This window comes from Mesorhizobium alhagi CCNWXJ12-2 (assembly GCF_000236565.1).
Taxonomy (GTDB): Bacteria; Pseudomonadota; Alphaproteobacteria; order Rhizobiales; family Rhizobiaceae; genus Allomesorhizobium; species Allomesorhizobium alhagi.
The window spans coordinates 1-19,990 of the sequence record NZ_AHAM01000319.1; the positions used below are offsets into that span (position 1 = coordinate 1).

The window sequence follows — 19,990 nt, forward strand, 5'->3', positions numbered from 1 at the left end:
TTCATCGCTCTGCATACCCGCCGAAGGCTCTGATCGTCGGCGGCCCGACGCGATCGTGCGTCTCCGGCTGATCGCATGTCCCGCACCATCTGCAGCGCCGAAATCGCCCGCTCTTCAAGGGCCGCATCGCAATGCGCACCGCCATCCCCAGTCCTCCGACGTACACCTTCCCATCCGTCAGACGCATCAATGCGGCCACAGCCGACCAAGCGGAACCGTCAAATCCCCATAGCGCCGAAACCGCGCCCTCCATCCCGCGGGTTCCTTCCCTGGAGGCTTCCGGACGCCGGCCCCGGCGCCAAGCACCACGTGGATGGCCGGCGTCCGCAACCCTTCACAGGAGTTGCCATTCCCTTCGATCTCGCCAAGTTCCACTTTGTGCAGATGCGGCATTCGCCAGACTTCAGCAAATAGCTGCTGTAACCGACGCTGGTTCAGACGAAAGGAGGCTGCTCATGTTCCGTAAGCTGATCCATTGGCTGCGAGGTCATTGATCTCAAGAGACTAGCAAGTTGCGGTTCATCGATCAGAGCCGCAGCGTCGGCCGGTGAGAGCCACGCGCGCTGCCGCTGGGAACTCTCTTTCCAGTCAGACCGCACATCGATGACCGATAGCAGATAAACCTTGACGGCCACACGCACGAAGTGGCTGGAAAGGCGCTTCCAATAAGCATAGACTCCGGGCGGCTCCCGCAACGCCTCACCGACAACGCCGGCCTCTTCCAAAGCTTCGGTGATTGCCGCCTTCCTTCCGCTCTTGCCCTTCATCGGCCAGCCTTTCGGCACAATGAAGCGTTTCGTCGTTTTGGAGGTGATCAACATCACTTCTACGTTCCCGCGGCTGTCACGCCGGAATGGAACTGCCGCGACCTGCCGAATCGGTTTGCCATTCTTCGCCTTGTCGACAAACCGCTTTTCTTTGGACATCAAATCCTCTCATCAACGACTCGGCTAACGCACACATCGTCTGCCGGGTTGCGAGAGGATATGGACAGCCCTGCTTTGGGTTTGTGCGCCGCTCGGACGCCGAAATTGTTATCGAGCTGGTGCAACCGAGCAGCGACGCCAATTGCGCTTGAGTGAGGCCGAGCCGTTTGCGGATTGCCCGAAATTTACCTGACGTCATAGTTCTTCATGAGCGAGTTCCCGCTGCCATTGTTTTGCGCTATCGGAATCGTTGTCCGTTTTTGAGAGATGCGCAGCCTTGATCTAGGCATTCGTTGAACGGCTTATTCTCTTCAGCTTCCGAGCCTCGCGTTCGAGAGTCGCGCGGTCATCGCCGTGCCGCCTTATCAAGTCATGGACCTGTCCAAGGGCAATGTCGAACTCGTGGGCGAAGTCGCGAATCTCGTAGTGATCCCCGGACGACGGGCGACCGACGTCGCATATCATCCTGGGTGTTGATTTCCGCTGAAAACTGACCCGGCGTTTTCACCGAGAAGTGACCCGCCTCTCGGGTATCTTTCGGGTCTGGTGCGCCAGTCAAGTTCCTGTTTTTCTCCTTCCTGTTTTTCTCCTTCCTGGTTTTGGCCTCGTGTGCCGGGCTGCGCACCTTGAGACCGGCTAACTGTCCTTCGAGTTTGCTAACGAAGGATGGCACCCAAGAGGTGGGCGGAGAATCTACAGCAGTTCCTCGAGGTCGTGCAGTCGAGCCGGCCACCGCATAGTGGCGGTTGCGTAGCGGGAATGATAATGGCAGACGAAAGATGCAGGCCGGATCAGGAGCTCCCCGAGCAGCCGAGCGAGATGAGGAGGCACAAGCTTTCGCCAAGAGATTCAATGTCTCGCTGGACGTGGCAAGACACCTTCTTGATCTTTACCGCAAACATTACGGCAGCCTACATTCAAGCCTAGGGTATCTGCGGAAACGAAACGCAACTGCCCGAAGATCGGCGTGCCGCATTGGTGACGGCAATCGAGATAGCTCAACAACAGACGCTCCTCGATGGATCAGGCCCGCGCCGCAACCGACGTTCGAAGGTCCGGCCAAAGCCGATGAAGGTGGGATCGCGAGGAATGGCGTTGCGAACAGACGGTTTCGTTGTTGCACTCGCCCCCAGCTTTTCCACGACGCGTGGGGCGGAAATACCGGGTCAGGTCTCACTCGAACTAACATCGTGATTGGGAGTTTCATGTTACGCAATTCTGCTCGATGCGTTCGCATACGATCAGCGCCCTAACCACAGCGCGCCGCTATCACCAGCGCGAAATGCGTCGCAGGCCGAGGAGGCTAACAATTCGGTACCTTAACATCTGGGAAGGCGGAGGCATGTTCCTCCATCATTTCTACCCCGATCGGGCGTCGGGCGGTTTCGACGAACCGGAAACCGCGTTCACGGCTCGCACCACCCGATGGATCGAAGCCGGCGAATTCTGGGGCAAGTCCCCCCGGGCATATTCGATGCCCGGTCAGACCAATGCCGCGATGCATCTGTCGCGCCGCTGGGATGACGTGCTGTGAGCCGCCTCGTGGTCATTTCGAATCGCGTGTCCTCCCCAACTAAGCGCGCAGTCCAGGCCGGCGGACTCGCCGTCGCGATGCAGGCCGCGCTCTCCGATCATGGGGGCCTCTGGATGGGCTGGTCTGGCAAGTCGAGCGGCGCCCGCGAGCCGGGCAAACCCGTCTTTCGCGAGGAAGGCCGCGTCACCTATGCCTTGACCGACCTTCGCCGAGCCGACATCGATGAATATTACGCCGGGTTTGCCAATAGTGTGCTCTGGCCGCTCTGCCATTACCGGCTGGATCTGACAGACTATGCGCGCAAGGACATGGCCGGCTATTTCCGGGTGAACCGCTTCTTCGCTCAGCAGCTCGTACCCCTTCTCAGGCCCGACGACCTCGTCTGGATCCATGACTATCACCTGATCCCGATGGGGTCCGAACTGCGACACATGGGTGCGAAGAACCGCCTCGGCTTCTTCCTCCACATTCCATGGCCGCCGCCGGACGTGTTTTTTGCGCTTCCGGTTCACGAGACGATCGTGCGCAGCCTGACCGCCTATGATCTGGTAGGCTTCCAAACACAGTTCGACGCCGATAATTTCGCAAGCTGCCTCGAGCGTGAGGGCATCGGCCGGGCGCTTGAGGCTGGCTGGTTCGAGGCCTATGGCCACCGTTTTCAAGTCGGCGTCTTCCCAATTGGAATTGACACGGCGGGTTTCGCCCAGCTTGCCCAGAACGCGGTGCGAAGCGGTTCGGTCCGCAAGATCGAGGAGAGTTTTCGCGACCGCGACCTGATCGTGGGTGTCGACCGGCTCGACTATTCGAAGGGCCTGACGCATAAGATCGAAGCCTTCGACAAGTTCATCGCCGCCAATCCTGCCTTTCAGGGACGCGCGACACTCCTCCAGATCACGCCGAAATCGCGCTCCGAAGTTCTCCAATATGCCACTATGCAACGGCAGGTGGCCGAGTTCGCTGGCCGGGTCAACGGGCAACACGGAACGCCGGACTGGGTGCCGATACGGTACGTGAACCGGTCGATCGGGCAGGCGACGCTTGCCGGGATTTATCGGGTGGCGCAGGTCGGCCTCGTCACGCCGATCCGCGACGGCATGAACCTCGTCGCAAAGGAATATGTCGCTGCCCAGCGCTCTGAGGATCCGGGCGTGCTCGTGCTGTCGCGCTTTGCCGGCGCGGCTCGTGAACTCGACGGGGCGATCCTTGTCAACCCTTACGACATAGAAGCCGTCGCCAACGCGATTGCCCAAGCGCTGTCCATGTCGATGGAAGAGGGTCGCCAACGCTGGAAGCAGATGATGGACCATCTGCTAAAGCATGACATCTCAAAATGGTGCCGGGATTTCCTCGAAGCATTGCGATAGCCGTGAGCGGAAACAGGTTGCAGCGTCGGCCATGCGATTATCGGCGTTGGCCCGGGTGTGGCGCTCCTCGGCTCGGTACCAAGCGTCAGACTTCGACCACTAATCGTGTCGATCGGCGCGGAGACCCCCGCCGATCGACACTGGGAGTTAGCTGGCCGAGGCTCAACTCATTGAGGGTTTCCCGCTCGATCGGCTTGCATCATTGGACAGGCTGTTGGAGGTTGATCCGGCGATCGGTCAAACCCGCTTTCATTGGCTGCGGTCGGCGCCAGAGGCGCCGGGTGCGTCGAACCTGGTCGGGCTGACAGAAAGAGTTGCCTTCCTGCGCAAGCTGGAAGTCGACGCGAAATTGCAGGCGAATGCCACCGCAATCCCGGCCCCAAACTGAGCGTGCCGGAAACCGCTCACCGCTGCTCCCGAGTTCGTCAATGCCGCACTTTCCATACTCGACTCGAACTCAGCGCCGTTAAGGCGTGAGGGGTTATCCAGGGATCGAGCAAATTGAGGGGTCGGCCGATCTGAGCGGGAATGACGATGACAGACAAAAGAGGTGAGTCGGATCAGGACTACTCCGGGCAACCGGACAAGGACCAGGAGGCACCAGCATTCGCCAAGAAATTCGACGTCTCGCTGGACGTGGCAAGATATCTTCTCGCTCTTACCGGAAACATCGCGTCGACAACAAGATCCATAGGCTCAAGAAATGAGGTGCGCTATGACGGCGCTTGAGGACCATAGCTCGGCCGCTTTTGGAGCGATAAGCCTCAGCCGGGCTTATATCGCCTTTGCCAGAACGCCACAGCCACCATCGAATTTTGACAGCGACAGCATTCTTGAACGCCGCGGGGGGCTGTCCCGATGGTTCTGACCAGCCGAACCGAAAAGTTTCAGCGCCTGGTCTCCGGCGAGCCCATCAGGAGAGCAACTGAGAAAAATCGCGAGACCGGTTGATACTGGTCTCGTCCTCCTCGTTAACGTCCTGTCCGAAATGCCTGCGCACGTCATCATACCGCCGATCCGCTGACCATTGATGAATGTCAGCGGCGTTGTGTTGACCCCGTGCTGCCTCTCGAAGGCGGCGGTTTGATCGCGGGTCTTGAGTTGGTGATCCTCGACCGTGAGGCCGTAACGCTCCAGCAGATCCTTGGATTGGGGCCGTAGGGGCAAATATGATCGGGTATGATCATACGACAGAGGTTGCCGTATTCCTTCTTTAGTCAAAACCCATCCTTCGACTCCTTTGGAGGTATTTGCTCCTTTCGGTCAGGTCCCACAGGTGTAATGCCCGCGATAGCCGACGGTCAGGCCTCGCTCGAGTTGAAAGACAAGTTCGGCGTTAGCGCGCCAGTCGGCCTCATCGCCAAGACCCCGGACTGTTATCGTGGTGCCGGGCGCCGAAAATTCCGCGTTACCGCTTTGCGGGTCGCCGGACGTGTTGAGAGTGACGAGGATGTCATTCAGCTTCACAGCCGCACCCCCGCCATTTTGCGCTGCCCAGAGGATCGGATCAGAGTTGAGGCTCCGGTTGAAAGTACAGCGGGCATCGGATTGGAGCACCCGAATGGCTTCGGCTTCGGCCATCGGGGCGAGGTCGAGCTGACTGATCAGCGCCTTTGAAAGGGCATCCTGTACAGTGCCGGGCTGCGGAGGCGGGTCGTGGTAAATGCTGTTCACCGTACGCCCTGACGAAACCTCGGCGATGAGGTACTGCATTTCGGAAATTTCGCGACGCTGCGCCTCGATGATCTCGTCGGCAAGCTTGCGCACGCGTGGATCGCGGATCTGCGCCCGCTCGGAGGTCATGATCGCGATCGAGTGGTGCGGGATCATCGCCCGCAGATAGCTCGGGCCCGAGACCGTGACCTGACTGCGCACGAGCCACAGGGAAAGCACGAACACGATGACCGATCCAATGAAGATGGCGATGTTCAAAGGCATGTTCTTGTACATGCCCAGCATGTAGCCCAGCATGATGACCGCCATTGTCGCGCCCATCAGGATCGCCATGTAGGCTCGTGTCTCGGAGAAGAAGGCGTGCTCCAAGGCGTAGGTGTTCAAATACATCAGGATGAACATCACCACCGTGGAGGTGAGGATCATCAGACCGAAGCGGACGTAGGACATGACTGGCGTTCCTGCTACTGTTCTACCGGGGCTTCGTCCGGCGGCTCTCCGTTCGCGCCGCCTGCGGCGGGAGATTGCGGCTGACCGGCGTTTTCTCGAGTGGAACCCGCCAGGTTTGCGTAGTCATCGGCCGAAAGTCCCGGGAGCGCGCTGACGAAGGCGGTGAGTGCCAGTATCTCTTTTGGGGTGTGATGAGATCCGAAAGCAGGCATCCCGGTCATCTTGAAGCGTTGGTGACGATCCAGTGGATTTCATCCACGCTCCACTCTTTTGCCGCTTCAGCCAGATGTGGTGGTTGGGGTCGCATTCCCCGGGACCATTCTGAAGCCCGTTGGCCGGGGGCGCCGTGACAATAGGCGCAGCTTTCGGCGTAGTGCCCGGCGCCTTCGGCGAGAAGACTTTTGGAAGGACCTTCGGGTAGCTCAACTCTGCCGGCCCGGCGTGCCACCGAGCGATGCATCGTGGTGTCGAGCGTCCACCGCACTGCATCAGCGTGCTGGTCTGACGCAGCCACATTGTAGGCGCCCGTATAGACGACGGTCACCCAGACGATGATGGCCACCAGTGTCGTGCCGACGATGCCCAAAGCGATGCCGGCTCCAAATTTCTTGGTCATTCGTTGCTCCCGCGGTTGAGCCGAATGCCTCGGCTGTGGCGCTCGCCTGCGGTCATGCGGCTGATACCCCTCCGTGGGTATCGCTTCCAAACGGCCGCAAGCAGCGAGTGTTCCTCGAAACCTCCGCAAGCCGCTGCGAGTAGGACGTGTACAACGGCTGCTGTCAGTCGCCGTTCGCTCGAACATGCTTGGCCAGACGGGGTAGCTTTCGGGACAGCACCTTCAGGAGCTAGTGGGATCGGACTGTTCCCAGCAACACGCTAAGGTCGAATGGAGCATGAACGTCACGCGGCGTGGCGTAACCCAAGCGGAAGTCGGAGCGACCGGAAGCATTCAACCAGCGCCAGGCGCGAGCGCTTTCCTTGGCTGGCACCCCTGCATTCGTGATCGGTACAAGGCTCCACCGCCGTCCGCTGAGCGTAGCAGAGATCGAACATGCCATACGGGACGCGCGCCGGACAACTCACTAGCTTTTATGCTTTGACGAGTTTAGTTGCAGAGGCTGCGGCGATAGACGGTGGAGCTAACCGGAAGCTAGCCTGTATGCCTTGGGATTTTGCGCCGATAAGGCTGTTTTCGAAGAGCTGGCCCAGATAGAGCATGACCGGAATTGCTCGCCAGCACGGTCCTGTCATTCCGCGTTCGCCGGATGGGCGCCGCGAGCAATCGCAGGCCATTCAGGATGACCAGTACGGTACCGCCCTCGTGGCCGATGACGGCTAGCGGCAGAGGTAATTCGAAGAACAGGCCTCCGACGACGAGCACCGCCATCGCGGCCAGGGCGAACACCAGGTTCTGCCGGATGATTGCTGCTGCCCGACGCGCCAGACCGTGGGCTTCCGCGAGTTGCCCCATGTCTTCCGACAGGAGTGCTACATCGGCTGCCTGGAGGGCGACATCCGATCCGGCCGCACCCATGGCGATTCCGACATCCGCTCGTGCCAGGGCCGCGGCATCATTTACGCCATCTCCTACGAAGGCGACCTTGCCGCTGGCGGCCAGCTCGCCCACCATGCGAACCTTGTCCTCAGGCAGCATGTCCGCGTGGATCTCGTCGGGCCGCAGCCCGAGCTCTCCGCTTATCCTCAAGGCCACGGCCCGACGGTCTCCCGTCATCATTATGATCCGTGTGACGCCGCCTTGCCGCAGGGCAGTGACGGCCGATGATGAAGTGGGACGAGCTTGGTCCGCTATCGTAACGGCTCCCAGAACCGACGATCCTCGTCCGAGGTAAATGACGGTTTGGGTGTCTGCTGCAAGCGCCTGGAGGTCCGGGTGGTCGATGGAGGCGCCCATTTCGGCGGCCAGGCGTGTATTGCCCGCCCACAGAAGTCCTTGCTGATGATGGCCGACGATCCCCGCGCTTGGGCGAGTTCTGACGTCCTTCATCTCGACCACATCGACAGAGCGCCTGGTTGCCTCCTGCCTGATCGCGGCGGCGCTATGGTGCTCGGACTGGGCCTCCAGTCCAGCCAGGAGAGACAGCAGGCCCTGTTCATGCCCGTCGAGCGCAACAACCCTGTTCACAACCGCTTTGCCTGTGGTCAGGGTGCCGGTCTTGTCGAAGGCAAAGGTATTGACCGCGGCGAGCGTTTCCAGCGCGGCGCCGCCCTTGAAGAGCACGCCACCACGCGCGGCCGCCGACAGGGCCGAAAGGATGGCTGCAGGGACCGATATGACAATGGCGCAGGGACTGGCCGCGACCAACAGTGTTGCGGATCTATAGAGCGCGTCCTCCCAGTCGCGCCCGAGCCAGTAGAAGGCGGCGAAGGCAAGAGCCGCTCCTGCCATGATCGCGATCGTATAGCGTTGCCCGAACCATGCGCTGAACTGCTCAGACGGGGCCTTGGCGGCCTGCGCTTCCGTCACCAGCGCAATCATGCGGGCCACGGTGCTTTCCTCGATCGTCTTGGTCACGGCCACCTCGAGTACTCCATCGAGGTTGACGGTCGCTTCGAAGACCTGCCCGCCGGGTTCCTTCGCCACGGGCATGGACTCTCCGGTGATGCTCGCCTCATCCAGCGAACCGCGGCCAGCGACGATCACGCCGTCAGCCGGGACGCGAGCGCCCGGACGCAGCATGACGATGTCATTAATCCGCAGGTCGGCAGCGGGAACCTCGGTCACGGCGCCGTTGGGTTCCTTGCGTAGCGCCGTCTCCGGCCGGAGCGCCATCAAGGATTCGACAGCCCGGCGGGCGCGGCCCAGAGCCCGCTCCTCCAGGGTCGTCGAAACGCTGAAGAGGGTCAGCAGGACCGCACCCTCGAACGGCGCCCCCACGGCTCCCGCCGCGATTGCCGCGACGACCATTAGCAGATCGATATCTAGGATCTGCTCCTGCCACAGCGTCTGGACCACACGCCAGGACGCCGGCACACCCCCCGCAAGATAGACGACGGTCAGTCCGACAAGCGACGAATGCGCCGCCACTCCGCCCTCGAGCGGCCAGAACTCCGCCAGCGCCACAAGCATCCCAACCACCGTCAGGATTGTCAGTATCAGCGAGGTGTCGGCGATGAACGATTTCTGCATACCAATCCTTCGGGTGCTGGTGCCTACCACGATCACATTCACTTTTTCTATTGCATTTTTCTGCAATCGATCTATTTAGCTGTCATCAGCCTGAACAACCTCCATCAGGCAATAAGGAACCGCCTCATGAAAAAGATTTCCGACAGACTTTACGTCGGGCCGCAACTCACCGCCCACGACATAAGTCGTGCGAAGTCGCAGGGTTTCGCAGCAATCATGAACAACCGTCCTGACGGCGAGGAACCGGGTCAACCCAGCGCCGCGGAGAACCGTTCGGTCGCGGAGGGCGAGCTGCTTGCCTACACCCATATTCCCGTAACTGCGGGAGAGATCAGTGAAGGCCAGGTTCGGGCGTTCCAGCAGGCTCTTTCCCGAGCTGCCGGCCCGGTGCTGGCGCACTGCAAGACCGGGACCCGCTCCGCAGTTCTCCATGCCATTGGCGAGGTTCTGGACGGACGCATGGAGAAGAACGAGGTAATTCCGTTCGGCCAGTCCGTCGGTCTCGACCTCTCCGGCGCAGTTAAATGGCTCGACGCGAACGGCCGCTAGTCTACCGACCTATTATTCCCGGAGTTATTCAATGAGCACGAACAAGCCACTCGTGAAGGGTTTCTTCGACGAGCGTACCTTCTCCGCCCAGTATGTCGTCGCCGATCCGGAAACCCGGAAGTGCGCGATCGTCGATCCTGTCCTTGACTTTGACGAGAAGTCGGGGGCGACCGCGACGCGGAACGCGGACGCGATCCTGTCCTACGTGAATGAGCAGGGATTCGAGGTCGAATGGATCCTCGATACGCATCCACATGCAGATCACTTCTCGGCTGCGCGATATCTTAAGGAGAAGACGGGCGCGCCAACGGGGATCGGCGAGAAGGTCGTCGAGGTGCAGAAGCTTTGGAAGGGCATATACCACTGGCCTGACTTCCCGGCCAACGGCTCTCAATGGGACAAACTCTTCGCGGAGGGCGAGAAATTCTCGGTGGGCAACATCCCGGCCAGGGTTCTGTTCTCGCCGGGGCATACTCTGGCCTCCATCACCTATGTGATTGGCGATGCTGCCTTCGTCCACGATACGCTTTTCATGCCGGACTCGGGAACAGCAAGGGCCGACTTTCCGGGCGGCAGCGCGTTGCGGCTCTACAGCTCGATCCTGGAGATCCTGTCGCTGCCGGACGACACCCGTATCTTCACCGGCCACGACTATCAGCCTGGCGGCCGCGAGCCGCGGTGGGAATCCACGGTTGCCGAGCAGAAGGCAAGGAACACCCACATGTCGAAGTGCAAGACGGAAGCAGAGTTTGTGAAGGTGCGCGAGGCCCGCGACAAGACCCTGTCGATGCCGAAGCTGATCCTTCACGCGCTGCAGGTGAACATGAATGGAGGACGGCTGCCCGAGCCGGAGGCGAACGGAAGGCGTTACCTGAAGTTCCCGCTCGATGCCCTACAGGGCGCCGCATGGGACGACCAATGAAGCTCGATCTGGCTCCCGAGACCGCCGATCTCGTGGCGAGTGCGGGGGAGGCGGCGGAGTTCCTCAAGAAGTTCGCGCATCCATCGCGGCTGATGATCGTCTGCGCGCTGGTGGATGGCGAGCGATCCGTTCGTGATCTCGAGGACACGCTCGGCATCCGGCAACCCGGCCTGTCCCAGCAGATCGCCGAACTGCGGGAAGCAGGACTCATCGTCGGCCGCAAGGAATCGAAAAACATGTTCTACCGGCTCGCGGACGGACGGGTCACCGAGTTTATCGGCCTGATGTACCGGATGTTTTGTGAGCTTCCGGAGAAGGATCGGCAAGGAAAGAACCAATGACCGAATTCACTCCATTTGCGTCGCTCGCCGGGGGCGTCATGATCGGCCTCTCCGCCGTGATGCTCATGCTCTGGGAAGGGCGCATAGCGGGTATCTCCGGCATAGCAGGCGAGCTGTTGCCGCCTTACCGCGACGGTGCGTTCCTTTCACGGTTCGGCTTCGTCATAGGGCTCATTGCCGCGCCAGTTGCAATTGCTACAGCGACGGGTGAAGCGATCCCGCAGACCGTCTCCTCCAACGTTCCGCTGATGATCGCTGCCGGTCTCCTGGTCGGGTTCGGCTCGGTCTGGGGCAATGGCTGCACCTCCGGGCACGGTGTCTGCGGCCTGTCGCGGCTGTCCACGCGTTCCCTCGCGGCCACCGTCGTGTTCATGGCGACCGCTTTCGTGACCGTCTTCCTTGTCCGCCACGTGATCGGAGGCTGATCAAATGTCCTTCCTCGTCAATCTCGCACTCGGCTTTCTTTTCGGCGCAGGCCTTGTTATCTCGGGCATGGCCGATCCGGCCAAGGTGCTCAACTTCCTGGACCTGTTCGGCACCTGGGATCCCTCGCTTGCCTTCGTCATGGGAGGCGCCGTGATCGTCGCGTTCGTGGGATATCGCCTGGTGCTCGCACGCGACAAGCCGATCATCGGCGGCACCTTCCACCTGCCAACCAGGAATGACATCGACGCTCGAGTGATCGCCGGCCCGGCGATCTTCGGCATCGGCTGGGGACTCGGCGGGTTCTGTCCCGGTCCGGCGCTCAGCGCACTCGGTCTGGGGGCGCCGGGCACCCTTGCATTCCTCCCGGCCATGATCCTCGGCATGTGGGGAGCGCGCCTGCTGGCTGATAACCGGGTGCAGGCCCGCACGGCCTGAAGACCTTGAGGCAGCACGATGAACCGCCTGGCACGCTACCTGCCGATCCTGGAATGGGGTCGGCAGTATGGGAGCTCTACCCTCACCAACGACCTTGTCGCGGCAGTGATTGTCACGATCATGCTGATCCCTCAGTCGCTTGCCTATGCGATGCTGGCAGGGCTGCCGCCGGAGGTCGGACTCTATGCGTCGATCCTGCCGCTGGTCGCCTACGCGATCTTCGGCACCAGCAGGACGCTTGCGGTTGGACCGGTGGCGGTTGTCTCCCTGATGACGGCGACCGCGGTCGGAGAGATCGCGGCGCAGGGCAGTGAATCCTACCTGATCGCTGCGACACTGCTCGCCCTGCTCTCGGGGGCGATGCTCGTCGCGATGGGCCTCTTCAGGCTCGGTTTCGTGGCCAATTTCCTGAGCCATCCTGTGATCTCGGGCTTCATCACCGCCTCGGGGCTACTCATCGCTGCCGGACAGGTGAAACACCTGCTCGGCGTTCCTTCCGGCGGCCATACCCTGCCGGAAATCGTCAAAAGCCTGGTCGCGAACCTTCATGTCACCAACCTCGCGACATTGGTCATCGGGGTCGGCGTACTTGCCTTCCTCTACTTCGTTCGCTTGAGACTGAAGCCGTTGCTTATCAGTCTTGGGATGAAGCCTCGCCTTGCCGACATCATCACGAAGGCAGCTCCGGTGTTTGCCGTCGCGGCCACGATACTGGCCGTGACGGTGCTAAATCTTGACGAGGCGGGCGTGCAGCCGGTCGGCGCAATCCCGCAAGGGCTGCCGCTCCCCGCCCTGCCGATCGTCGATCTCGATTTGATCAGGGCGCTTGCCGCCCCGGCGCTCCTGATCAGCCTGATAGGATTCGTCGAATCCGTCTCGGTGGCGCAGACGCTCGCCGCCAAGCGCCGGCAGCGCATCGTCCCCGACCAGGAGTTGATCGGGCTCGGCGCTGCCAACATCGCTTCGGGTATATCCGCGGGCTACCCCGTGACGGGTGGCTTCGCGCGCTCGGTCGTCAACTTCGACGCAGGCGCGAAAACGCCAGCCGCCGGCATCTTCACGGCAATCGGCATCGCACTGGCCACGCTGTTCCTGACACCGCTGCTGGCCAACCTCCCCGAGGCGACGTTGGCTGCGACCATCATCGTTGCAGTGTTGTCGCTCGTCGACTATTCCGCCGTGCGCCGTGTTTGGATTTATTCCAAGGCCGACTTCTCGGCGATGGCGGCGACCATTCTCGGAACGCTTCTTCTTGGCGTCGAGATCGGTGTAGTGATGGGTGTACTCCTGTCCCTCCTGATGCATCTCTATCGAACGTCCCGCCCCCACATGGCCGTGGTTGGCCAAGTCGCCGGGACCGAGCATTTCCGAAACGTTGATCGGCATCAGGTAATCACGTCGCCGGAGATCCTGTCGCTCCGCGTCGACGAGAGCCTCTACTTCGCCAACACCCGCTATCTTGAGGATCGCATTGCGGAACTGGTGGCCGAAAGACCGGAACTGAAGCATATCGTCCTCATGTGCTCCGCCGTGAACGCCATCGATGCCTCGGCGCTCGAGAGTCTCGAGGAGATCAACCATCGCCTGCACGATGCCGGCATCACTCTGCATCTTTCCGAAGTGAAGGGACCCGTCATGGATCGCCTGAAACGTTCCAGTTTCCTCGACGACCTTACCGGAAGGGTCTTCCTCAGCCAGTACGAGGCGATCGCCGAGCTGAACGCGAGCCGTTGAAGCTGCGGGATCGGGCTTACGGCAGCAGGCAGGCTGCGACATCGCTGTTAAGGTCGCCTCGGCACTCCGGCATGGAACGTTCCTTCAACGGTTGACGTTAGGAACCTGTCGCAAGTCCAGGTGATCGCCATGGTCCCGTCCAGCGCAGAACGAGTGCCGACACACACCGCGGAGGACGTCAATCGCCGAATTCGGCAGGAGACCGAAAGCCGGATCGCATACTACGCCGATCGCCCGGATGAGATCGCCCGCCGTCTCGGCGAACTGGACCGCGAGTGGGACATCGAGAGAGCGATCGAGGCGAACGCTTCGACGCTGGCCCTTGCAGGCGTCGCACTTGGCGTCACTTCCGACCGCAGGTGGCTCGCTCTTCCGGCACTTGTCACCGGATTCCTTCTTCAGCACGCCATACAGGGATGGTGCCCTCCGGTCCCCGTCTTACGCCGCCTTGGTTTCCGAACGGCAAGGGAGATCGAGCAGGAACGCTATGCGCTCATGGCGCTTCGCGGCGATTTCGACGAACTCGACAAGGGCGGCAGCAAACTCGATCGAGTCCTGCAGGCGGTGGGCTTGCGGAAGCTATTTCAGAAAACCAGGTCGGCAGAAGCAGGAGGAGACTGAGTACAGACATAAGCGGCATGAAGAAGGCCGCAGTGCGGAAAGAAACGAACTCAGACCTCTCGTACCGATGAAATAGAGTGGACCCACCATGTTGATGGGCTCCGCTGGCTCGTCCCACTTTAGAACCCGTCGCGCGAGTGTGATGAAGAGCTTATTGTCCTTGGCAAGCTCTTCCTTGGTCGGAACGTGATCTTTTGGCATGTCTTGTGAAAAGACGGGCGGCGCAAGGGCAAGAAGGAGCGTCGCCGCGAACGGCAGACCAGCCAATCGAGCGGTTTTTTCTAACATGCCGCCTCCTCTCTGCAGAGCGTTTGAGCCTCGCTCCATATTATGCACGTAAGATCCACAATATCGAGTGATCGATTTCCCACCCAGTTGCGACGTAGAACGCTTGGCTGTACAAAAAGCTGACCTACTCGTCGGGCAGTTGCCGGCCTTGCAAACTGCGGTCGAGCTCCACCGGAAGACCGATCGAGGGTCCATCTGCCGGGCTTTGGCTGCATTCTCCTTCGCCCGAAAATAGTCGCCCTTTGCGGTATAGGGAGATCGCGATGGCCAGGTATCCCTGCGCGTGGGCGGGCTCGAGATGGAGCAGTATTGCCATCACTTTGATCGTGAGGTCGTAGTCTCCGACACGTTGCCGAGGTCGCCAGGCCAGCGGGCGATGCACACCGTCCGCAGCGAGGACCTTTCGATACCTCTAGACGGCCGCCGCATCGTCGCCGCGAGCAGATGCCTGGCCGGCGATCTCGATCATCAGGTTGACGGTGCCGGACAGACGCGCGAGACCTTGTTCAAGATGTTTGCCGCCCCTGCGGGTCGCCCATCGCTGCGCGCAGTCGTGACAGGGTCAGCCAGGCAGCCTTAAGCTGTGGATCCATCGCGACGGCCTCGTTGAATGCGGCCTCGGCTGTCTGCCAGTTCAGGTTCGTCAGTTCGGCGCCTGCTGTCGACATTTGGCTCCCCGGTGTGTCGGCCATGATGCAGATAGCCGGAATTCCTTCGGTGCTCCTGCTGGCGTTGGGGCGAATCGGTCCCGTGATTCCCCCGTGGTTGAAATCTAAATCTATTTTAATCCACCGAGATGGCGTATGATGCGGCTTCACCGCCTCCAAGAAAGGAGTGCGACGTGCCCGACCGCCACAACGAATTCCTGCGCCAACAGAACATCAAAGATTTCAAAGATCGATTGACGACTGAGACCGATCCTGCAAAGCGCGATCTACTCATAAAGCTTCTCGCCGAGGAGAAGGCTGGGAAACTCTCGCCGCAAGCAACGATCACGCCATAGACACGTTTTTAAAGGCCCACGCCTTCCCAGACTTAGGCTACCGCGTCTATTCCGTCGGCGAGCCGCTTCTGGCGTAGAGGTCCGGTTGGTATTAGTCGCTGCCTTCCTTGCAATTTCGGGCATCTCCCTCATTAATTGTGAGAGCGCCGTGACTGTGAATTCAATGAGTTAGCCGTGCAGAATTGCAGAATGGGCACTTAACTTGAGATTCCGTCGCGATTTGAAGAAATTTATCCTTGCGGTCGCGTTTTCGTTCGTCCTGCTCTCTGACCGGACCGGTGCCCAAGAGAAGAGCTATGGCCAGGTGGAGTATCTGAACTCATGTGCGTCCTGCCACGGCGACAGCGGCAAAGGCGACGGCCCACTGGCTGGAGAACTCAAGACCGCCCCGGCGAACCTGACGCGCCTTGCCGAGCGGAACGGCGGCGAATTTCCCTACTCGCATGTTTTTGCCGTGATCGACGGCCGGTACGTTGTACCCGGGCACGGCGATCGGGAGATGCCGGTGTGGGGGCGGCGATTTCTGCAGGGCGACTGGCCCATCTACGGGCCGGTGGTCGGCGAGGCGGTCACGCAGGAGCGCATCCATGAGCTCGCCCGCTACGTGCAGGCGCTGCAGAGGTGAGCAGGGCTGGCCGCCGCCTACAATGCAAACTTTGATGCCCAGTTGCTCCCTGGGTGCTAAGAGGAAAAAGCATGTCACCTTTTGATGAAGGAGTCGCTGCGGCTGAGACTGGGATGAGTTCCGACGAAAATCCCTATGTTCCAGAAACAGCGGCGAACGGCGATTGCCAGGCGGAGGTACCAATCCGCGGTAGAGACCAGGGATGCGGCGGAACTTGACGACGAATAGGCGTTCGCACCTACGGTGAAATGGGACTTCCAGTGATCGTCCAAGGCCACGTCCGGAGGGACCTCCCCTTCGCTTTTCTGCGAAGAACCGCCCGACACGAGTCAAGATCGCCAAACTGACTGAGGGCCGAGATCAAAAGATGGCAGCAACGCACCTCGAAACGACCTGCGCTGTCTGTGGAAGGCATTTTCGCAGGTCAGACCTGCGCGAACTGGCGGATATGACATTGGGCACACGTTCGGCGCTTGCCGCCGAGCTGCCGGAGTTGGGCCCCGATGCACTGATCTGTCGAGGCGACCTTGCCCGCTTTCGCAGGCGTCACCTTGAGCAGCTTCTGGAATCGGAACGCGGAGCATTGAGCAGATTGGACCATGAGGTACTGGACAGTCTTCAGGCTGGAGCACCAGTTTCGGAGGAGACGGAGGCTATCTGGGCAGAAGAACGCAGCTTTGGCGAGGCGGCTGCGGACACGGTGGCAAGGTTCGGCGGATCCTGGACCTTCATCTTCAGCTTCACGATGGTCCTTCTAATATGGATGGCAATCAACGTGACCGGCGCATTGATCGGCACCTTCGACCCTTATCCGTTCATTCTGCTGAACCTTGTTCTGTCGAGCGTCGCGGCGCTCCAGGCGCCGGTCATCATGATGAGCCAGCGCCGGCAGGAGGCGAAGGATCGTCTGCGAGCGGAAAGCGACTACAAGGTGAACCTCAAAGCGGAACTCGAAATCCGCCACCTACATGACAAGATCGATCTCCACCTGACGCGGCAATGGGAACGGCTTGCTGCCATCCAACGGTTACAGATCGAATTGCTTGAAGACTCCGTGCGCGACGACCGTCCTGGATAAATTCTAGAGTGGTCGCACGGCGATCATTGCGTCTCTCGATTGCCCAATCCACGAATAGCGCCAGCCACGGCTTGCGCGAGGGTTCAGACAGGTCAGTGGCTAGCGAACCACATCGACGAGATGGAAGTCCTTGCGTAGACCTTCCATGTTGTGAACCCTCTCCTCCGCCCGCTTGGCTTGTACGAGGGACGGGCTACCTTTAAACAAGGCCATCCGCTGCGGAAACGGATCGAGATCAACATGATCACCAAGCGTCGAAGCAAGCCTTTGCCTGGTACGGGCAAGCCGACGGACTTGCACATAAAATTCGCTATGGCAGCGGCCCTTGCAAGCGTGGCCTGGAATGCGGCTGTAGCGCAGGAAATGAGCTATGGCGAGGCGGAGTACCTCAATTCATGCGCCGTTTGCCACGGCTCGGACGCGAAGGGTGACGGGCCGCTGACCGACGTGTTGATGAAGCGTCCGCCCGACCTCACTCGTCTCTCCGAACGGAACGGTGGTCGATTCCCCTATCAACGCGTCTTCGCAGTCATCGACGGTCGCTACGTGGTATCAGGTCACGGCGACCGCGACATGCCGGTCTGGGGCCGCCAGTTTCTGGAGGAAGATGCGAAGGTCTACGGGCCGAGTGGCGGTGAGATCGTCACTACGGAACGGATTCACAACCTGGCAGGCTACATCGAGTCGCTTCAGCGGTCATTGCCTTGACCGACTTGTCTCAGCCGAAACGCAATGTGAGAACCGCCGGGAATGTCCAAAACTGGACCTGCTTACTCGTTACGGCTGCCGGCTCAAAAGTTCGGCTCGATGTCGGAAAAGCTGCGTCCCGATCAGTACAACTTGCCGCTGGAAGACGTGGAGACCGCCGAAGGCGTGCTGGATGCCGCCCAGGAAAAGGCTGAGGCGATCATCAACGGCAAGTCGGGCAGCAAGCCGCGCCAGCGCAAATTGCGGCCATCTGCCTGCTCATTTGCCACGCGTGGAACAGGTCATCGAGCCGGAAAGCACGCTGGACCCTTGCGGATGCGGCGAGATGGCGAGGATCGGTGAAGACGTCTTCGAGCGGCTCGATTGTCCCTGCGCAGTTCCGCGTGCTGGTCACCCGGCGTCCAAAATATGCCTGCCGGCTCTGTTCGGGCACGGTTTATCGCGTACTCCAAGGCGGGCGTTTCCACGAACTCCCGCGTTGCTGCGATGCCAACCAGGATGCATCGCGTCTCATGCGCCTCTCCGGCTGTTTTGTTTGCGCTGTCGGTCATGGTTGCTGCAGACTCCCGATATATTCGATGATGGCCCCTATTTGGTCTGGCGCCGCGACAAATTCAGGCATGTCCGGGTGCCCGGTCGATATGCCCTCGGCGAATGCCTCCTCCAAGGCATCGAGCGGATAACGCTGCGACAGGATCCGAAATGCGGGCGCGTCGGGATGAGTGCTCGCATCAGTTCGTCCAATCGCATGACAACGCGCGCAATTGGCTTCCACCAGCGCCTTGCCGTGGGGGATGTCCGTCTCCGCTCTTACCGGCAACATCGTCGAGGCAAACATTGCCATCAAGAGCAAGACACGAACAGAATGCGTTGAGAGGCAGGTGGCGGCAACATGGGTCATAGCGAAATTTAACTCGTCGACGGTTTGCAGCCTTGATCTCCGTCAAACCGGGTCGGCGTCGGCCGCAACAGCTGCCGGTGCCGCTTATCCCACCACTTATCGATTTCGACGACAGCGAGCAGTGCGAAAGCAACCGCCAGCACATTTCCTGGAAAAGATCGCTTCGGACATAAGGCTACGGCTACGGACCGCCTCACTCCTCGACGTGGATTTCTGCCGGCCGCTTTCGGAGGTAAACAAACCAGTAGGTGACACCGACCAGTATCCCGCCCATCATATTGCCGATCGTCACCCACAGCAGATTTGCCAGTGCCGCCACGACGGTTAGATGAGGGAATGCTGACGGCGTTTGGCTGATCGCGTCCCAAAATTCGCTTGGCGCTCCAAACTTGGTCAGAAGGGCGAACGAGAGCAGATACATGTTGGCGATTGAGTGTTCGAAGCCGGCGGCTACGAACCCCGCGACCGGCGGCACGATCGCGAGGATCTTGTCCGTCGTCGTGCGCGCGCTGTAACACAGCCATATTGCGAGACAAACGAGCACATTGGCCAGAATGCCGTGGATGAGCGCCTGTAGCGCCGACAAGGAAGTTTTCGTCTCGGCGCTAGCGAGAGCAGCTTCGCCGACCGCCCCGCTTCCGTGACTGTAGCCAGCAGCCAGGAACACCAGCGCTGCAATGCCGAGCCCGCCGACGAAGTTTCCGAGGTAGACAAGGCCCCAGGCGCGCAAGACTTCTCCCATGCCGACGCGCCCGCTGGCATAAGCCATGACCATCAGATTGTTGCCGGTAAAAAGCTCCGCCCCGCCAACAACGACGAGGATCAAGCCGAGAGAAAACACCAGCCCGCCCAAAAGACGTATCACTCCATAAGGTAATGCGCCCTCTGTGCCGGCCGTGACAATGACCGAGAACATCGATCCGAAGGCTATGAATGCGCCTGCAAGTACGGCTAGGGCCAATAGGCTCAGCGTATCAAGCCGCGTCTTGTCCACACCGATCTGCTCGGCAGCCTGCGCCATTTCTTGCGGAAGCAACGCATCGATAGCAGTAGAAGGAGAGGCTTTCAGATCCGACCTTCCGGAAAGAGAGCGGCGCGAAGCCCGGTCACCGACGGTGGTCATACTTGAAGTCCAGAACGATTGGGCGTGGCTCCCCATCTCGCCGAATCGCCAGTCTGACGGTGTAGAGGTCGCTTCCCGACAGCTTGAAGAACCCGCCGTAAGTCGTCGTGGTGGCGATTTCCATCGGCTCCCGGTTCCTT

General features: G+C 60.5%; 20 protein-coding genes and 3 pseudogenes. 16 read left to right on the forward strand and 7 right to left on the reverse strand.

All coding sequences use genetic code 11. The features are described from left to right. Positions 1 to 434: 434 nt before the first annotated feature. The gene (locus tag MAXJ12_RS32695; protein WP_008840517.1) at positions 435 to 926 is read right to left on the reverse strand and encodes an NUDIX hydrolase; all 492 of its coding nucleotides are present in this window, start codon (positions 924 to 926) and stop codon (positions 435 to 437) included. Positions 927 to 2,268: 1,342 nt separating this feature from the next. Here MAXJ12_RS32695 and MAXJ12_RS32710 point away from each other — a divergent pair. The 3 genes and pseudogenes from MAXJ12_RS32710 to MAXJ12_RS32720 form a co-directional block, all read left to right on the forward strand. After that, entirely contained in the window at positions 2,269 to 2,460 is a 192-nt protein-coding gene (locus MAXJ12_RS32710) for a hypothetical protein (protein ID WP_008840521.1), read from the forward strand. Continuing rightward, a complete protein-coding gene (gene otsA / locus MAXJ12_RS32715) occupies positions 2,457 to 3,824 on the forward strand; it encodes an alpha,alpha-trehalose-phosphate synthase (UDP-forming) (RefSeq protein WP_008840522.1) in 1,368 nt (455 codons plus the stop codon). The genes MAXJ12_RS32710 and otsA overlap by 4 nt, the downstream gene beginning before the upstream one ends. Positions 3,825 to 3,978: 154 nt before the next feature. Then, positions 3,979 to 4,182 (forward strand): annotated as a pseudogene (locus tag MAXJ12_RS32720) (hypothetical protein); the annotation flags it as partial. A 905-nt stretch (positions 4,183 to 5,087) separates the two neighbouring features. Here the strand turns inward: MAXJ12_RS32720 and MAXJ12_RS32735 are convergent. From MAXJ12_RS32735 to MAXJ12_RS32745, 3 genes are all read right to left on the reverse strand, one after another. Then, a complete protein-coding gene (locus tag MAXJ12_RS32735) occupies positions 5,088 to 5,948 on the reverse strand; it encodes a DUF305 domain-containing protein (protein ID WP_008840525.1) in 861 nt (286 codons plus the stop codon). 217 nt (positions 5,949 to 6,165) lie between these two features. Then, positions 6,166 to 6,564 (reverse strand): c-type cytochrome, encoded by a 399-nt coding sequence (locus MAXJ12_RS32740; protein ID WP_008840526.1) that lies wholly within the window; start codon positions 6,562 to 6,564, stop codon positions 6,166 to 6,168. Between the two features lie 534 nt (positions 6,565 to 7,098). Next, entirely contained in the window at positions 7,099 to 9,096 is a 1,998-nt protein-coding gene (locus MAXJ12_RS32745) for a heavy metal translocating P-type ATPase (RefSeq protein WP_008840527.1), read from the reverse strand. 126 nt (positions 9,097 to 9,222) lie between these two features. Between MAXJ12_RS32745 and MAXJ12_RS37970 the strand changes: the two genes are divergently transcribed. The 7 genes from MAXJ12_RS37970 to MAXJ12_RS32780 all read left to right on the forward strand — a co-directional run bounded on the left by MAXJ12_RS37970 (position 9,223) and on the right by MAXJ12_RS32780 (position 14,124). Beyond that, the gene (locus tag MAXJ12_RS37970) at positions 9,223 to 9,645 is read left to right on the forward strand and encodes a protein tyrosine phosphatase family protein (protein WP_008840528.1); all 423 of its coding nucleotides are present in this window, start codon (positions 9,223 to 9,225) and stop codon (positions 9,643 to 9,645) included. Positions 9,646 to 9,676: 31 nt separating this feature from the next. Next, a complete protein-coding gene (locus MAXJ12_RS32755) occupies positions 9,677 to 10,567 on the forward strand; it encodes an MBL fold metallo-hydrolase (RefSeq protein ID WP_008840529.1) in 891 nt (296 codons plus the stop codon). Beyond that, a complete protein-coding gene (locus MAXJ12_RS32760) occupies positions 10,564 to 10,908 on the forward strand; it encodes an ArsR/SmtB family transcription factor (protein ID WP_008840530.1) in 345 nt (114 codons plus the stop codon). The genes MAXJ12_RS32755 and MAXJ12_RS32760 overlap by 4 nt, the downstream gene beginning before the upstream one ends. Then, complete coding sequence (locus tag MAXJ12_RS32765; protein ID WP_008840531.1) at positions 10,905 to 11,333, forward strand: YeeE/YedE family protein; 429 nt, start codon at positions 10,905 to 10,907, stop codon at positions 11,331 to 11,333. Before MAXJ12_RS32760 ends, MAXJ12_RS32765 begins: the two co-directional genes overlap by 4 nt. Before the next feature lie 4 nt (positions 11,334 to 11,337). Next, positions 11,338 to 11,769: a YeeE/YedE family protein gene (locus tag MAXJ12_RS32770; RefSeq protein ID WP_008840532.1), complete on the forward strand. Its 432-nt coding sequence runs from the start codon at positions 11,338 to 11,340 to the stop codon at positions 11,767 to 11,769. Positions 11,770 to 11,787: 18 nt separating this feature from the next. Further along, positions 11,788 to 13,503, forward strand: coding sequence for a SulP family inorganic anion transporter (locus MAXJ12_RS32775; protein WP_008840533.1), 1,716 nt, complete (start codon positions 11,788 to 11,790; stop codon positions 13,501 to 13,503). Positions 13,504 to 13,632: 129 nt separating this feature from the next. Next, a complete protein-coding gene (locus tag MAXJ12_RS32780; protein WP_040589431.1) occupies positions 13,633 to 14,124 on the forward strand; it encodes a YgaP family membrane protein in 492 nt (163 codons plus the stop codon). A gap of 794 nt (positions 14,125 to 14,918) precedes the next feature. Here the strand turns inward: MAXJ12_RS32780 and MAXJ12_RS37975 are convergent. Then, positions 14,919 to 15,080, reverse strand: coding sequence for a hypothetical protein (locus tag MAXJ12_RS37975; protein ID WP_008840536.1), 162 nt, complete (start codon positions 15,078 to 15,080; stop codon positions 14,919 to 14,921). A gap of 173 nt (positions 15,081 to 15,253) precedes the next feature. On the opposite strand from MAXJ12_RS37975, the gene MAXJ12_RS32790 reads away from it, so the two are divergent. From MAXJ12_RS32790 to MAXJ12_RS39470, 6 genes and pseudogenes are all read left to right on the forward strand, one after another. Beyond that, positions 15,254 to 15,415, forward strand: a complete 162-nt coding sequence (locus MAXJ12_RS32790) for a hypothetical protein (protein ID WP_008840537.1) — start codon at positions 15,254 to 15,256, stop codon at positions 15,413 to 15,415. 220 nt (positions 15,416 to 15,635) lie between these two features. Beyond that, positions 15,636 to 16,040, forward strand: coding sequence for a c-type cytochrome (locus MAXJ12_RS32795; protein ID WP_008840538.1), 405 nt, complete (start codon positions 15,636 to 15,638; stop codon positions 16,038 to 16,040). Positions 16,041 to 16,488: 448 nt separating this feature from the next. After that, a complete protein-coding gene (locus MAXJ12_RS32800) occupies positions 16,489 to 17,118 on the forward strand; it encodes a DUF1003 domain-containing protein (RefSeq protein ID WP_420492409.1) in 630 nt (209 codons plus the stop codon). A gap of 240 nt (positions 17,119 to 17,358) precedes the next feature. Continuing rightward, positions 17,359 to 17,826: a c-type cytochrome gene (locus tag MAXJ12_RS32805; protein WP_008840541.1), complete on the forward strand. Its 468-nt coding sequence runs from the start codon at positions 17,359 to 17,361 to the stop codon at positions 17,824 to 17,826. Positions 17,827 to 17,925: 99 nt separating this feature from the next. Next, positions 17,926 to 18,006, forward strand: a pseudogene (locus MAXJ12_RS40390) (hypothetical protein); the annotation flags it as partial. 28 nt (positions 18,007 to 18,034) lie between these two features. Continuing rightward, positions 18,035 to 18,284: pseudogene (locus tag MAXJ12_RS39470) on the forward strand (IS66 family transposase zinc-finger binding domain-containing protein); the annotation flags it as partial. An 89-nt stretch (positions 18,285 to 18,373) separates the two neighbouring features. Here the strand turns inward: MAXJ12_RS39470 and MAXJ12_RS32815 are convergent. Both MAXJ12_RS32815 and MAXJ12_RS32820 read right to left on the reverse strand, forming a co-directional pair. Next, positions 18,374 to 18,670 (reverse strand): c-type cytochrome, encoded by a 297-nt coding sequence (locus MAXJ12_RS32815; protein ID WP_050899000.1) that lies wholly within the window; start codon positions 18,668 to 18,670, stop codon positions 18,374 to 18,376. A gap of 250 nt (positions 18,671 to 18,920) precedes the next feature. Continuing rightward, on the reverse strand, positions 18,921 to 19,850 hold the full coding sequence (locus MAXJ12_RS32820; RefSeq protein WP_139044174.1) for a formate/nitrite transporter family protein: 930 nt from the start codon (positions 19,848 to 19,850) through the stop codon (positions 18,921 to 18,923). Positions 19,851 to 19,990: the final 140 nt, after the last annotated feature.

Bases quoted from the DNA above. Each gene is read 5' to 3' on its own strand.
- MAXJ12_RS32740 (WP_008840526.1), bottom strand. From the start codon at position 6,564: ATGACCAAGAAATTTGGAGCCGGCATCGCTTTGGGCATCGTCGGCACG.
- MAXJ12_RS32775 (WP_008840533.1), top strand. From the start codon at position 11,788: ATGAACCGCCTGGCACGCTACCTGCCGATCCTGGAATGGGGTCGGCAG.
- MAXJ12_RS32805 (WP_008840541.1), top strand. From the start codon at position 17,359: ATGATCACCAAGCGTCGAAGCAAGCCTTTGCCTGGTACGGGCAAGCCG.
- MAXJ12_RS37970 (WP_008840528.1), top strand. From the start codon at position 9,223: ATGAAAAAGATTTCCGACAGACTTTACGTCGGGCCGCAACTCACCGCC.
- MAXJ12_RS32735 (WP_008840525.1), bottom strand. From the start codon at position 5,948: ATGTCCTACGTCCGCTTCGGTCTGATGATCCTCACCTCCACGGTGGTG.
- MAXJ12_RS37975 (WP_008840536.1), bottom strand. From the start codon at position 15,080: ATGTCGACAGCAGGCGCCGAACTGACGAACCTGAACTGGCAGACAGCC.
- MAXJ12_RS32820 (WP_139044174.1), bottom strand. From the start codon at position 19,850: ATGACCACCGTCGGTGACCGGGCTTCGCGCCGCTCTCTTTCCGGAAGG.
- MAXJ12_RS32765 (WP_008840531.1), top strand. From the start codon at position 10,905: ATGACCGAATTCACTCCATTTGCGTCGCTCGCCGGGGGCGTCATGATC.
- MAXJ12_RS32745 (WP_008840527.1), bottom strand. From the start codon at position 9,096: ATGCAGAAATCGTTCATCGCCGACACCTCGCTGATACTGACAATCCTG.
- MAXJ12_RS32755 (WP_008840529.1), top strand. From the start codon at position 9,677: ATGAGCACGAACAAGCCACTCGTGAAGGGTTTCTTCGACGAGCGTACC.
- MAXJ12_RS32760 (WP_008840530.1), top strand. From the start codon at position 10,564: ATGAAGCTCGATCTGGCTCCCGAGACCGCCGATCTCGTGGCGAGTGCG.
- MAXJ12_RS32770 (WP_008840532.1), top strand. From the start codon at position 11,338: ATGTCCTTCCTCGTCAATCTCGCACTCGGCTTTCTTTTCGGCGCAGGC.
- MAXJ12_RS32710 (WP_008840521.1), top strand. From the start codon at position 2,269: ATGTTCCTCCATCATTTCTACCCCGATCGGGCGTCGGGCGGTTTCGAC.
- MAXJ12_RS32695 (WP_008840517.1), bottom strand. From the start codon at position 926: ATGTCCAAAGAAAAGCGGTTTGTCGACAAGGCGAAGAATGGCAAACCG.
- MAXJ12_RS32780 (WP_040589431.1), top strand. From the start codon at position 13,633: ATGGTCCCGTCCAGCGCAGAACGAGTGCCGACACACACCGCGGAGGAC.
- MAXJ12_RS32800 (WP_420492409.1), top strand. From the start codon at position 16,489: ATGACATTGGGCACACGTTCGGCGCTTGCCGCCGAGCTGCCGGAGTTG.
- MAXJ12_RS32815 (WP_050899000.1), bottom strand. From the start codon at position 18,670: ATGGCAATGTTTGCCTCGACGATGTTGCCGGTAAGAGCGGAGACGGAC.